The sequence below is a fragment of the Proteocatella sp. QWL-06 genome (genome assembly GCF_058684135.1).
In genome coordinates, this window is the sequence record NZ_CM178755.1 from 1,113,298 (window position 1) to 1,127,279 (window position 13,982).

The 13,982-nt window shown below is 36.5% G+C and carries 10 protein-coding genes and 1 other annotated feature; of the genes, 1 reads left to right on the forward strand and 9 read right to left on the reverse strand.

Features of this window, described 5'->3' with window-relative positions; all coding sequences use genetic code 11:
* Nucleotides 1–3: 3 nt before the first annotated feature.
* The 9 genes from ispH to uvrC all read right to left on the reverse strand — a co-directional run bounded on the left by ispH (nucleotide 4) and on the right by uvrC (nucleotide 11,143).
* A complete protein-coding gene (gene ispH / locus AC4PGZ_RS05345) occupies nucleotides 4–852 on the reverse strand; it encodes a 4-hydroxy-3-methylbut-2-enyl diphosphate reductase (protein WP_492160024.1) in 849 nt (282 codons plus the stop codon).
* Nucleotides 836–1,426 (reverse strand): lysophospholipid acyltransferase family protein, encoded by a 591-nt coding sequence (locus AC4PGZ_RS05350; protein WP_492160025.1) that lies wholly within the window; start codon nucleotides 1,424–1,426, stop codon nucleotides 836–838. The genes ispH and AC4PGZ_RS05350 overlap by 17 nt, the downstream gene beginning before the upstream one ends.
* Entirely contained in the window at nucleotides 1,419–2,093 is a 675-nt protein-coding gene (gene cmk / locus AC4PGZ_RS05355) for a (d)CMP kinase (protein ID WP_492160026.1), read from the reverse strand. Before cmk ends, AC4PGZ_RS05350 begins: the two co-directional genes overlap by 8 nt.
* Nucleotides 2,080–2,943 carry a MurR/RpiR family transcriptional regulator gene (locus AC4PGZ_RS05360; RefSeq protein WP_492160027.1) on the reverse strand — a complete coding sequence of 288 codons (864 nt, stop codon included), beginning with the start codon at nucleotides 2,941–2,943 and terminating at the stop codon, nucleotides 2,080–2,082. Before AC4PGZ_RS05360 ends, cmk begins: the two co-directional genes overlap by 14 nt.
* Nucleotides 2,944–2,968: 25 nt before the next feature.
* Entirely contained in the window at nucleotides 2,969–5,341 is a 2,373-nt protein-coding gene (locus AC4PGZ_RS05365; protein ID WP_492160028.1) for an endonuclease MutS2, read from the reverse strand.
* Nucleotides 5,342–5,361: 20 nt separating this feature from the next.
* Complete coding sequence (locus tag AC4PGZ_RS05370) at nucleotides 5,362–7,734, reverse strand: peptidase U32 family protein (RefSeq protein ID WP_492160029.1); 2,373 nt, start codon at nucleotides 7,732–7,734, stop codon at nucleotides 5,362–5,364.
* A 36-nt stretch (nucleotides 7,735–7,770) separates the two neighbouring features.
* Entirely contained in the window at nucleotides 7,771–8,265 is a 495-nt protein-coding gene (locus tag AC4PGZ_RS05375) for a cell division protein ZapA (RefSeq protein WP_492160030.1), read from the reverse strand.
* 144 nt (nucleotides 8,266–8,409) lie between these two features.
* A complete protein-coding gene (gene hprK, locus AC4PGZ_RS05380) occupies nucleotides 8,410–9,333 on the reverse strand; it encodes an HPr(Ser) kinase/phosphatase (RefSeq protein ID WP_492160031.1) in 924 nt (307 codons plus the stop codon).
* Between the two features lies 1 nt (nucleotide 9,334).
* Complete coding sequence (uvrC, locus tag AC4PGZ_RS05385; RefSeq protein WP_492160032.1) at nucleotides 9,335–11,143, reverse strand: excinuclease ABC subunit UvrC; 1,809 nt, start codon at nucleotides 11,141–11,143, stop codon at nucleotides 9,335–9,337.
* A 134-nt stretch (nucleotides 11,144–11,277) separates the two neighbouring features.
* Nucleotides 11,278–11,513: a binding site (T-box leader), on the forward strand.
* Between the two features lie 53 nt (nucleotides 11,514–11,566).
* Here uvrC and leuS point away from each other — a divergent pair.
* Nucleotides 11,567–13,975 (forward strand): leucine--tRNA ligase, encoded by a 2,409-nt coding sequence (gene leuS / locus AC4PGZ_RS05390; RefSeq protein ID WP_492160033.1) that lies wholly within the window; start codon nucleotides 11,567–11,569, stop codon nucleotides 13,973–13,975.
* Nucleotides 13,976–13,982: the final 7 nt, after the last annotated feature.

The following is a 13,982-nucleotide window of genomic DNA, read 5'->3' on the forward strand; positions in this document are numbered from 1 at the left end:
CGTTTATTTTGTTAGCAATAAATCTTTCACTTCATCAATGATAAAATCAGGGGTTGATGCTCCTGCTGTTATACCTATTGTACTGAAGGATGAGATTTTTTCAAGGTCAATATCCTTGGCTGTCTCAATTAAAAAAGTGATGCAATTCTCAGAACATATTTCTGCCAACTTTTTAGTGTTTGAACTGCTTTTTCCACCGATAACTATCATAGCATCAACAGTTTTTGATAGTTCCCTGGCTGCATCTTGTCTTTCTCTTGTAGCATAGCATATGGTATTGAAGAATTCAACTTTTTTTAATCTATTTTTCAATATTTTTTCAATTTGAAGATACTTTTCAAGCTTGTATGTTGTCTGAACGGCAACTATATAAGCTCTATCCTCAGAGAAGTCAAATCTCTCCACATCTTCAATTGAATTAATAATTATAGATGAATTATCTGACCATCCATTTATTCCTCTTATTTCCGGGTGATCCTTGTCTCCAATTAGAATTATACCATGCCCTGATTTGTAATTTTCATAAACAATATCTTGAATTTTTTTTACAAAAGGACATGTTGCATCAACTACATTTGTTGATATTATATCCATTTTATCATAAAAGTCCTTAGGAAGTCCATGACTTCTTACGATAGCGGTTGAATTTTTTTCAATTTTATTTATATCTTCTTCAACTATAAGCCCTTTGTCTGTGAATTTCTTCATTGCCTGGTCGTTATGAATTAGTGGTCCAAGCGAATATACTTTTTTTTCAGAGGTCTCATCGAGTTTTTCCAATGCAAGATCCATCGCTCTTTTTACTCCATAGCAGTACCCGCTGAATTTTGCAATTTTAATTTCCATTTTCATTCCTTTCGACTTCTCTGTATATGATGTTCATTATATCTGAAGATACCATTTCGATGTTCCCATCATGATTTTCCATTGCCTTTTTTATGTCGAACATAGGTAGCACTGATACCTTGATTTTAGCAAACAGTTTGTAGTTTCCGCTGATTGCTACAGGGAGTATGTTTACCTTGCCCTTTGATGCAATCATTACAGCTCCAGATTTAACATTTGCGTTTTCAGGGCCACCTTTTACTCTTGTTCCTTCAGGAAATATGCCTAAAATTTCTCCATCCTTTAAGACTCTGAGAGCGTTCTTTATTGCAGTTATGTCTGTCTTGTTTCTGTCGATTTTGATGCACTTTACTGATTCAAACAGAAATCTGGTCAATCTTGTTTTAAAAAGCTCTGCTTTGGCAAGGTAATGTATTTCACGCTTCGTTGTAAATGAAATCAGTATGGGGTCAAAATTGTTTTTATGATTCCCTACTATTATAAAAGCCCCTTTATCAGGTATGTTATGAAGTCCTTCATATTGAACTCTCAACACTAATTTCGAGAACAGCCATACTGTTCTCTTCAAAAAATTATACATTTGTTTTCTCCGAATATATATTTAATATTTTTGAAACTACATCATCCACAGAAAGGCTGCTCGTGTCAATCTCGATAGCATCATCAGCTTTAATAAGAGGAGCAAGTTCTCTGCCTGAATCAAGGCTGTCTCGTTCTATTATGCTTTTTTCTATTTCGTCAAGTGTGGCATCCATTCCTTTTGAAAGATTTTCTTTATATCTTCTTTTAGCTCTCATGCTGACATCGGCTATAAGAAATATCTTAATATCTGCCTGAGGAAACACTACTGTGCCTATGTCTCTTCCATCCAGTATGCATGAAGTTGTCTGACCTATAATTCTTTGAAGGTCTGTCATGGATTTTCTTACTTGGTCTATGCCAGACACGGCTGAAACCTTTGCATTAATTTCATCGCTTCTTATTTCATCTCCAACAGGGCTTCCGTCAAGATACAGAATTGAGTCTTCGTAGAGCAGCGATGTTTCTTCAAGGAGCTTCTTCAACTCCTTTTCATTATTAATGTCGATTTTTTTCTTGACAATCTTGTACGTGATTGCCCTGTACATTGCTCCGGTGTCGATATAAAGGAAATTCAGCATTTCGGCAAGTTTCTTTGCAACAGTGCTTTTACCAGCTCCTGCCGGACCGTCTACTGCTATTATAATATTTTTTCTATTTGTCATCATAAATCCTGTACTCTTTCCATATTCTCTCTAATTTGTCAAACGAATCTTTTATGTCAGCTTTCTTTCTCATGCCGACAGATACAATAAGGGCGTTTGCAACGCTGAAAGGTGCTACAAGTGAGTCGACAAACGAAGCCATGTTACTTCGAGTTATAAGGATGTCTTCTGCTATTGTAGATATAGGGGCAAGTTTGCTGTCTGTTATAGCGACTACGCTGGCTCCCTGTTCTTTTGCATACTCGAGCAGCTCGAATGTTCTTTTTGAGTATCTAGGGAAGCTTATTCCTATAACAAGATCTTCGCTGTCTATTTTCAGTATTTGTTCAAATACATCGCTGATGCCGTAGTTTACAAGCACGACATTATCGAGTATGAAGTTTAGGTAGAATCCAAGGTATTCACCTATAGTAGCAGAACTCCTCAAACCCACGATATATATTTTTTTGGCTGTAATCATCTTGTTTATAACATTTTCAAAGGACTGAGGGTCTATCTCATCTAATGTCCCTTTTATATTGTCTATGTCTGATTTTAAAACTTTTTTGAGTATTGTGAAATCACTTGAGTACTCTTTTGACATCTCTACTCTCTGTACAGTAGTGAGCTTAGTTTTGATAAGCTCCTGAAGTGATTTCTGAAGCTCAGGATATCCCTCATAACCTATGGCATTTGCAAATCTTACTACCGTTGATTCACTTACACCTACGGTTTCTCCGAGTTTTGCTGCCGTCATGAAAGCTGCTTTGTCATAATTTGAAAGAATATACTGTGCTATTATCTTTTGCCCTTTGCTTAATTTTGTAAATTCGCTCTGTATAACACTTATTAAATCCTTATTGTTATTTGACATATTAAACCTCACTATTAACATATTTTTATTTAAATTCTACAATAGTCACTCCTATTCCGCCCTCTCCATAAGCACCAGGACGGTATGATTTGATATAGTTCATTGTTCTGAACATTTCTGAAAGCCCGGTCTTAAGAACCATGGTTCCTACTCCGTGTATGACGGTTACTCTTGGTATTCCAGAAAGATAGGCATTATCAAGATATTTCTCTACTTCAATCCGTGCTGTTTCAAGATCCATTCCTCTTACGTCAACCTCAGATTTTATAGATGAAGCCTTTTCTTTCATTATTTTCCCAACTCCGGTCTTTTTTATTTCTTTTATTTTTTTTGATTTCTTCTTTCCCTGGAGAGCCTCAAATGGCATGTTGATTTTCATTATCCCGATTTGTACGACTGCTTCCTTCTTTATTGAATCTTTTGAAAGAATTATTCCTTCCTGAGTGAAACTAGGCACAAACACAGTTTGTCCGATTTCGACGTCTTGAAGTGATTTGCCTTCAAGTTCGTCAAGCCCTAAAAGATCTTCGGTATATCCAAATTTTTCAAGTCCGGTTTTTACTTTTGAACGTATTTTTTCGATTTCCTTGTTTACGTTGTATTTTTCTATGTCGTCTTTTATTGAATTGAGATCTTTTATGATTGAATCGCTCTCTTCTTTTGCATCCTTCAGTATCTTTGATGCCTTTTTCTTTGATTCTAGTATGATTTTTTCTCTGTCAGCTTTTGTTTTACTTTCTTTTTTAATCAGTTCATCTTCTTTTTCTCGGATTTTTATGGATGCAGACTGAATGTATTCTTTCTCTTTTTCAATTATTTTTCTGTCTATCTCAATCTTTGCAAGAAGCTCTTCCATCTTAATCTCTTCTACACTAAGGCTTGCACGTGCTGATTCGATTATTTTACTGCTCAGGCCAAGTTTTTGAGAGATTTCAAAAGCATTTGATTTTCCTGGAATTCCGGTTATCAACCTGTATGTCGGACTGAGGGTTTCAATGTCAAATTCAACAGAAGCATTTTCTACTCCTGGACGGTTGAGTGCATAATTCTTAAGCTCGCTATAGTGAGTAGTTGCCATTGTAAGGACTCTGTGCTCCCTTATATGTTCGAGTATCGAAATTGCAAGAGCTGATCCTTCGACAGGGTCAGTTCCGGATCCGAGTTCATCAAGCAGAATGAGATTTTCACTTTGCATCTCTGAGAGAATCTTTACTATGTGCGTCATATGTGATGAAAACGTTGAGAGGCTATTTTCAATGCTCTGTTCATCACCTATGTCAGCAAAAATATTCTTGAATATGCACATGACGCTTCCGTAGTCACAGGGGATATGGAGGCCGCTCTGAAGCATAAGAGATAAAAGCCCTGCAGTTTTTAGAGCTACAGTCTTTCCACCTGTATTTGGGCCAGTTATTATGAGTGTATTGTATTCATTTCCAAGCTCAAGGTTTAGAGGTACGACAGTTTTAGGATCAATCAGTGGGTGTCTCGCATTTTTAAGTGTCATAAACATTCTATCGCTTATCTTAGGCTCGATAGCTTTCATTTTTACTGAAAGTTTTCCTTTTGCCATTATAAAATCCAGTTCTGAAAGTATGCTTATATTATCTGAGATAGCAGCTGATATAAGTCCAATTTCACTGGAAAAAATCTGTATTATACGCTCAATCTCTTCCTGTTCTTTGTTGATGAGGATTCTGAGGTTGTTGTTCATTTCAACTATGGCCATTGGTTCTATAAACAGTGTTGAGCCAGATGCAGATGTGTCATGAACAATCCCTGGAACATTGGATCTATTTTCTATTTTTACAGGTAGAACAAAACGGTCCTGTCTGATTGTCACTATCGATTCCTGCAGATACTTGGAGTTCTCTTTTGAAGTTATCATTGAACTTATCTTGTTTCGTATCTGTTCTTTTGAAAGCTTTATATCTCTTCTTATCTTTTTTAGCTGAGGGCTTGCGTTATCTGATATCTCATCATCTGAGATTATGGATGTGAAAATCTGATTTTCCAGTTCTGTGTTATGATATAGTTTTGAAGCAAGTTCGGGTATTATATGAAGGTTTTCAATTCCAGATGCTTTTGAAGAAACCAGCCTGGCTGTCTTGAGAACCTCTCCTACCTTCAGTATGCTTCCGATATCAATTGTAGAACCTATTTCGGCCAACTTCAGAGATCTGCTTATATCTGTAAGACTGTAAATAGGAAGACTTCCCTTTGTAAGAATTATACTCTGAGCTTCACTTGTTTCTTTTAGCCTGTGAATTATCTGGTCTTGATCGCTAATCACATCTATTTGCCTTGATTTTTCCTTCCCGAGCTCTGTAGAAGCAAAGCCTTCGAGCAGGTTTATTATGGCGTTGTATTCAAGTACATTAAGTGTTTTCTTTTCCATTTTTATCACTCTTTATCAATTTATTTGTATTTTTTAATATATTTTACAGCCTGATCATATGTCTCGTTCAGAAAATCAAGCCTGAACCTTCTGTAATTTTTTTCTATCAATGTCCTTACGCTTTGAACATGAAGCTCAGAAACGCGAGTACTGTATATATTAAGCTTGCAGAAATTGTCAGCTTTTATAATATAGTTTTCGTTATTTTCACCGTTCAGGAAAGAATCATTAATCATGCATACTGGAAATTTGCATTTTGCTCCGTCGGTTTTATATGGGCAGTACTCTGTTATCATTAAAATTGGGTGACTCAGAACAGGAATCTCAACAGTGGATTTGCTTGCTTCATTGAAGGTATAGTCAAGGTACTGCTGGTTTATTACATACTCCATCCCTGGAGCAACCGTGTCAATGGTTCCACCATATATTCCCAAAGCAAAATTAACTGAGAATTTATTGTTCAAATTAGCCATATAATCAATTCCAACGCTTGAGCTGATTTTGTTTTCAGCGTAATATCTCAAAGTATGTTCTGCATAGCCAAGGCTGCTCGTAATTATATTTGGCCAGTATTCTTTTATGAAGCATTCGAGCTCTTTTATATCCCTGTCCTTCATCATGCCCGGAGTGACAAAGTGGAATCCGCTCTTGCAGTCAGTGTGGGCATATTGTTTATAGAGGCTGATATCCGAAAGGTATATTCGGTCAGTCCCACAGTCAATGCATGCTTTTATCTGTTCTTCTGTGTGGCACATTGCTGAAATACTTATTGTGGAGTCTACAAAAGAATCTTCGTAACTGTCATTTCTTGCTGAAAAATATTTTTTTGGTTCTGAAATTTCTCTTATGATGGAATGCAAATCACTGTAAGGCCTTTTATTTGTATTTCTTCTTAGTTCACTTATAAGAGATATAGATTCCCTGCGAAGCTTATTTAGAACAGAAACTGGTATTACAGATGTTGGATCTTTATCAATATTTACAGTTTCAGAAAAATACGGCGTGCTCTCGAGCTTGCTTATCTGTCGTATTATGGTTTCTTCATCTGTAGGCCTGTTTAGAGCTTCTTCAATTAAATATTCAGTATCGGTGTAGCATATTTTGTTATTCCTGTCATCCTGTATGCATATTTCAGGATGGCTTGCATTTTTAATTTTTATACTAAACTGCAGTGGAGTTTTAACGAATTCTTTTTTATAGCTTTCCTTTGCTGCGCTCATAACGCCTGAATTATAGGTTTTAAAAATACTGTCTCCGATTTTTGCATTTCCGATGAAATCAATATCAATGATTTCCCCTTTTGGAGCATGATCCTTTATTTCTTTTTTATGAATTATTCTTCCTACAAATTCACCTGTGCTAAGACCGTCTCCTTTAGAGAGATCATCATCAAGTTTGATTTTCAATCTTTTGTTTTTAGAGTCTACATCAAGAATTTTGCCCAGGTACACCCCTTTGTTTTTAGGAGAATCAAGATTTACCATTTTTCCTGGGAATGAGCTCAGGATATGTCCACTGGTATATTCTCTGTTGAATACATATTTGATTTCATTTTCAAGTTCAATCAGCTCTTCGTCAGAAACGGTATCATTGAAGATTCCATCTAGTGCTTTTCTGTAATTTCTTACTACTGTAGCTACATATTCCGGTCTCTTCATTCTTCCTTCTATTTTCAGGGAATCTATACATCCGCCGGCAATTTGCTTAATATTTGTTATTGTACTCAGATCTTTCATGCTTAGGACAAATTTGTTTTCATGCAATTTGATCCCTTTGTCAGAAGTGAGACTGTATTTCATCCTGCAGGGCTGTGCACAATTTCCTCTGTTTCCAGATCTCCCTCCCTGCATAAAGCTGAAGAGACATTTCCCGCTGTATGATACACATAATGCCCCATGTACAAAAGCTTCTATTTCCAAATCAGAAGAAGATTTTATGCTTTCAATTTCCTGAATTGAGTTCTCTCTGGCGACTACCAAACGTCTGAAGCCCATGTTTTTATAGAATAAGCCATCAATTGAATTGGATATGCTCATCTGGGTCGATGCATGCATTTCAAAATCAGGAAAGTATCGGCTGATCAAATCTGCAATACCAATATCCTGAACAATTACAGCATCCACATCGCAGTTATAGAGAAAATCTATATATTTTATACAGTCTTCAATTTCATCATCATTTATGATTATATTCACTGTCACATATATTTTCACATTGCGCTCGTGAGCATAATTCACGGCTTGGATTAGCTCTTCGTTATCAAAATTTGAAGCATTTGCCCTGGCACCGAAACGCATGCCTGAAATATATACAGCATCAGCTCCGTTTTGGATTGCAGCAATCAAAGATTCGAAATTTCCTGCAGGTGCCAGCAATTCTAATTTTTTGTTCATAATTCTCCTTTATATAAAATAGCCTCTGGACAGAGACTATTTTATATCGATTAAATTGTTAATCTCCAGCTGAAGTTCATAGATATGGTTCTGAAAGCTGTTGATTAGAATGTTAAGGTCTTCAATTTCATTTTCTTTATTCATGATTTCTTTATTAAGTCGCTCAATCTCAAGCAGAGAATTATTATTTTTTTGTTCGAAAGAAGCAAGCTGATTCTCGATATCCTTGATGTAACCATCTTTTTCTCTTAGAGACTGAGAGTTTTTATCTTTTTCATTTATTATCCCAAAATTGTGAGTCTCGATTATATCTGATAATCTCTTGTTTTCTTCAAGTGATTTAAAATACTGGTCTGCAATGTTTATAGAAGCTAAAACCACTGGAGTGACTATATTCGATTTTGGGGTTTTTTCAGAAGCTTTGGTAATCTGTTCATCTACATGCGAAGCCAGACTTAGTATATAATCTTTCTCTTCTTTTCCGATTATTGTATATTCCTGATTTGCAATTTTTACAATTATTTTGTTCATATATTTCCCCCCGAGAATAAAAAAGCGCATCTTGTGTATAATCTTGTATTTGCGGTTTTTCAAGGCAATTTTATAATAATAATATTATCTCATATTAACAGAGTAAATTGCAATAAAAATTGCAAATTATGTCATATATTTATTTCAGCTGTTCTTAGTAAGTTTTACTATTAGTCTTTCGTTGAATTCCTGTGCAGCATTATACCCCATTTCTTTCTGTCTCTGGTTTCTTGCTGCAATTTCAAGTATAACTGCAAGATTTCTGCCCGGTTTTACAGGTATGGTGATTTTTGGAATTTTTATGCCCAAAATATCTACAAGTTCATCGTCAATTCCCAGCCTGTCATAATATTTACCCTCCTGCCATATCTCAAGGTATGCAACAAGATCGATTGTTTTTGTAGGCTTTACGGCGCCAACACCATAAAGGCTTTTTATATCCAGCAGACCTATTCCTCTTATTTCTATCATATATCTTGTAAGCTCTGGGGATTGACCGACAAGAAGATCGTCGTCAAGAAGCTTTATCTCGACAGCATCATCAGATATAAGTCTGTGTCCCCTCTTGATAAGTTCAAGAGCTGTTTCGCTTTTTCCAATTCCACTGTCGCCTTTTATCAGAATTCCAACTCCATCAACATCGACAAGGACTCCATGCGTTACTTCGACAGGAGCGAGCTTGTGGTTGGCATATTCCGAAACTTTATTCATGAATTTTGTTGTAGGAAGATCACTCAGAATTAGTGTCTTATCATGTTTTTTTACAAGTTCATAGAATATATCATTTGGCTTATGGCCTCTCGTTATACATATTGCAGGTAAATCATAAGAAAGGAATTCATCAAGCTTTATTCTCATATGTTCGTCACTCAGCGTCTCAAGATATGCAAATTCCGCATTGCCTATTATCTGCATCCTGTCTGATGCAAAGTGCATATAGTACCCAATAAGCTGCATTCCTGGCCTGTTGACATCTCCGGAATCTATTCTGTAATCACGTGTTGATGCATTTACACAATTCAGCTGCATTTCATCAACCATTTCTCTGATCGAAATTGTATTTTTCATATTAATGCTCCTTAAAATAATTTAATATATCTTCAGCAATCTTCCTGTTAAATCCAGGAATGCTACTTATTTCGTCTATAGAAGATTTTCTAAGATTTTCTATACTGCCATATTTGTTAAACAACGCAGTTTTTCTCTTTTCGCCAATACCTTTAATTTCATCGAGTTCAGATTTTATCATATTTCTATTTCTGATACTTCTGTGATAATCTATTGCAAATCTGTGCGTCTCGTCCTGTATTTCAGTTAGGAATTTAAACAGATGACTTTTCCTGTCGATATCTATTGTTTCCGTGTCGCTGCACAGACCCTGCGTGCGATGATTTGCGTCTTTATAGATTCCGAAAACAGGGACTTTGATTTTCATCTCCGCTAACAAAACTTTTATTGTCGACACATGTCCTTTTCCTCCGTCCAGAAGTATTAAATCTGGGAGCTGAGAATCTTTCATTCTTCTTTCGAGAACTTCTCTCATAGAGGCGTAATCATCGCTCTTGCCAGTGAGAGTTTTTATCCTGTAGCGCCTGTAGTCTTTTGGAGATTTTCTGCCATTCTTATATACAACTTTGACACCTACGGAGCTTGTCCCCTGGATGTTTGAAATATCGTAGGCTTCTATAATGGAAATTTTCCCAAGATTTAGAATCGAAGAGAGTTCTTTTAGCGAAACATCGTAATGCGATCTCTTGTTCAATTCCTTAATCCTCTTTATTTTGAACTGTTCGTGTGCATTCTTTTTTGCAAACTCAAGCATATCTTTCTTTTTGCCTTTCTGAGGAACAATAATAGGCATTTTTCTACTCTTTCGGTTGCTTAGATATTCTTCGAGGAGAGGCCTGTCCGAAATTTCCTTTTCAATAATTATCTCATCGGGGAGAGAATCCTTGTCGAAATAATACTGCATCAGAAAGGAATTGTACATGTCTTCAATAACATCGAGAGTTATGTCGAAATAGAAGCTTTCCTGACCCATTACTTTTCCATTTCTTACAAAAAGTATACTGAATACAACATTTGCATCGTCATAGCTGTAGACAACATAGTCCTGGTTCTTATCGATATCATTTGAAACTATTTTTTGCTTTTCATACAATTTTTCAAGATTATTTATTTTGTCTCTATATCTCGCAGCTTCTTCAAAATTCAGATCTCTGGAGCATTTGTACATCTTATCTTTAAGATAGTCTTTTATAATCCCGGCATTTCCCTTGAGAATCTGCGTAACGTTCTCAACTTCTTCCCGATAGTCCTCTTTGCTTATCTTTGCGTTGCATGGAGCACTGCATTTTTTTATATAGTAATTCAGACAAGGCCTCTCTCTGTTTGCAATTGATTTTGCTATATTCCTGTTACAGTCTCTGAGCATGAAAATCTCATTTATAGCATCAATGTAGTAATTTAAAGCAAAAACATTTGTATATGGGCCAAAATAAAGGGCTCCATCCTTTATGATTTTTCTTGTCTTCAGTATTCGTGGATAATCTTCCTGCGTGATTTTTATATAAGGATATGTCTTATCGTCCTTGAGGAGTATATTGTAATATGGCTTGTGCTTTTTAATCAGGTTATTTTCAAGAATTAATGCTTCAAGCTCATTGTCGGTAATTATATATTCAAATTCAGCTATTTTAATGACCATGGCTTTTACTTTAGGATCCGAATGATTATCTCTAAAATACTGCCGTACGCGCTTTTTAAGAGATATTGCCTTTCCGACATAGATTATTTTTTCGTTTTCATCTTTCATTATATATACTCCAGGTTTATCTGGAAGGTTTTGTATCTGTTCTTCAATATAAGCAGATTTCATTGTTTACCTCGTTTAATTATTTATCAGTCTGTTTCAATGGTTCATATCATGATTATATATCGTTTTTAAATATATTTCCACATGTGACTGAAAATAATATTGATTTTTAAATAATATCGTGGTATTATCTTATGAATGAAACTGTGATCAGGAGTATTAGGATTCATTAGTTTTTTCAGAGAGCTGCAGATTGGTGCGATGCGGCAAAACTAACCCCGAACTCGCCTGTGAGTTGCAATCACGAACCTGGCCCTTGTATGTCAATGGATAAGTAATTAGTGTTTGCCGGATTGTCACGTTAGCGACTTTTGAGTGGATAGTATGTTTTCATACTGTCAATTAGAGTGGTACCGCGATCTTCGTCTCTATAGTGAGATGGGGATTTTTTTATTGAAAAATTTTCTTAAAAGGGAGTGTTATATCATGGAATATAATCCAAGTATCATTGAAAAAAAATGGCAGGACATCTGGGAAAAGAATGACACATTCAAGGCATCAGATGACAAAAGCAAGCCTAAATACTACAATCTTGTTGAATTTCCATATCCATCAGGTGCGGGTCTTCACGTTGGCCATATAAGAGCATATACATCATTGGAAGTTATTTCCCGAAAGCGAAGGCTTGAAGGTTACAATGTTCTTTTTCCAATAGGCTGGGATGCTTTTGGACTACCTACTGAGAATTACGCAATTCAGACTGGCAAGCATCCACGCGAAGTTACAGACGAGAATATCAAGGTATTCACCAGCCAGCTAAAAGCTGCAGGTTATTCTTTCGACTGGAGCAGAACTGTAGATACAACTGATGAGAAGTATTATAAATGGACACAATGGATTTTCCTTCAGCTTTTCAAGCATAATCTTGCCTTTAAGGACAAAACATATGTGAATTTCTGCAACAGCTGTAAAGTAGTGCTTGCGAATGAAGAGTCCCAGGATGGAGTATGTGACAGATGCGGAAGCGAAGTTGTACAGATGGAAAAAGATGTGTGGTTCCTTAGAATAAGAGAATATGCTGACAAGCTTCTTGATGAGCTCGAAAATCTTGATTTTCTTCCAAGAATAAAGCTTGAGCAGGAAAACTGGATCGGAAGGTCTTATGGTGCAGAAATCAAATTCAATATAAAGAACCATGACATTAACCTTGAAGTATTCACTACAAGAGCAGATACTATATATGGAGCAACATTTATGGTAATAGCTCCTGAACACCCTCTTATAGATACTCTTTCTTCGGAAATAAGCAATATGGACGAGGTTGAGAATTATAAGAACGAAGCCAAAAAGAAAACAGAATTTGAAAGAGTTCAGCTTGCTAAGGACAAGTCCGGTGTGGAGCTTAAAGGGATAAAGGCCATAAACCCTGTTTCCGGAGAAGAAATACCAGTGTGGATTTCTGATTATGTAATGATGGGTTATGGAACTGGAGCGATTATGGCGGTTCCAGCTCACGACAAGAGAGACTGGGAATTTGCAAAAAAATTCGATATTCCTATAATTGAGGTAATAAGTGGCGGAAACATAGAGGAAGAGGCTTATACTGATATTGCAAATGGAGTAATGGTGAACTCTCCTATAGTGAACGGAATGCAGGTTAAGGAAGCAATTGAAAAAATGATTCAGTATCTTAGTGATAATAATCTTGGCTGCAAGAAGGTCAACTATAAGATGAAAGACTGGGCCTTCAACAGACAGAGATACTGGGGAGAGCCAATTCCTATAATTCACTGTGAAAAGTGCGGAATGGTTCCTGTACCAGAAGAAGAGCTTCCTCTGACACTTCCTGTTGTTGAGAATTTCAAGCCTACAGAAACTGGAGAATCACCGCTTGCTAACATCCCTGAATGGGTTAATGTGAAATGCCCATGCTGTAATGCTGATGCAAAAAGAGAAACGGATACCATGCCTCAGTGGGCTGGGTCTTCATGGTATTTCCTTAGATATATGGATCCTTCAAATGAGAATGAGCTTGCATCGAAGGAAAATCTGGAGTACTGGGGGCCGGTTGACTGGTATAACGGCGGGATGGAGCACGTTACCCGTCATCTTATCTACTCAAGATTCTGGCATAGATTCCTCTATGACATTGGAGCTGTACCTTATAAGGAGCCTTATGCAAAAAGGACTGCCCAGGGACTTGTCCTTGGTGGAGACGGTGAGAAAATGTCAAAATCAAGAGGAAATGTAATTAATCCAAATGATATAATTGATGCCTATGGAGCGGATACACTAAGAGCCTATGTTATGTTCATTGGTGAATATGAAAAACCAGCTATATGGTCAGATTCAAGCGTTAAAGGATGCAAGAGGTTCCTCGACAGAGTATGGAAGCTTCAGGATATGGTCAGTGATGAGCCGGGTTACTCAAAGAATCATACATCACTTATGCATAAGACAATAAAGAAAGTATCTCAGGACCTGGAAGCAATGAAATTCAACACGGCAATTGCGGCTATGATGTCAGCTATAAACGATTTTAATGCAAGCGGATATATAACAAAAGATGAGCTTAGAGATTTCGTAACTCTTCTTTATCCAGTTACTCCTCATATTACTGAAGAAATATGGGAAGTCCAGGGTTTTGACGGAATGCTTAATCAGACTGCATGGCCGGCGTGGAATGAAGATCTTACTATTGACAGCGAGATTGAGATGCCCGTACAATTCAATGGAAAAGTTAGAGGTACTATACTGATATCCAGAGACGCAGACATAGAAACGGCAAAAGAAGTTTTGAGAAAAGATGAGAAGCTCATGTCATTCATGGAAGGAAAGACAATAGTAAAAGAAATATTTGTAAATGGGAAGATATTCAACATCGTAGTAAAATAGAATTATT

Coding starts and splice junctions, on each gene's coding strand:
- ispH (WP_492160024.1), bottom strand. CDS start 852: ATGAAAATGGAAATTAAAATTGCAAAATTCAGCGGGTACTGCTATGGA.
- AC4PGZ_RS05350 (WP_492160025.1), bottom strand. CDS start 1,426: ATGTATAATTTTTTGAAGAGAACAGTATGGCTGTTCTCGAAATTAGTG.
- cmk (WP_492160026.1), bottom strand. CDS start 2,093: ATGATGACAAATAGAAAAAATATTATAATAGCAGTAGACGGTCCGGCA.
- AC4PGZ_RS05360 (WP_492160027.1), bottom strand. CDS start 2,943: ATGTCAAATAACAATAAGGATTTAATAAGTGTTATACAGAGCGAATTT.
- AC4PGZ_RS05365 (WP_492160028.1), bottom strand. CDS start 5,341: ATGGAAAAGAAAACACTTAATGTACTTGAATACAACGCCATAATAAAC.
- AC4PGZ_RS05370 (WP_492160029.1), bottom strand. CDS start 7,734: ATGAACAAAAAATTAGAATTGCTGGCACCTGCAGGAAATTTCGAATCT.
- AC4PGZ_RS05375 (WP_492160030.1), bottom strand. CDS start 8,265: ATGAACAAAATAATTGTAAAAATTGCAAATCAGGAATATACAATAATC.
- hprK (WP_492160031.1), bottom strand. CDS start 9,333: ATGAAAAATACAATTTCGATCAGAGAAATGGTTGATGAAATGCAGCTG.
- uvrC (WP_492160032.1), bottom strand. CDS start 11,143: ATGAAATCTGCTTATATTGAAGAACAGATACAAAACCTTCCAGATAAA.
- leuS (WP_492160033.1), top strand. CDS start 11,567: ATGGAATATAATCCAAGTATCATTGAAAAAAAATGGCAGGACATCTGG.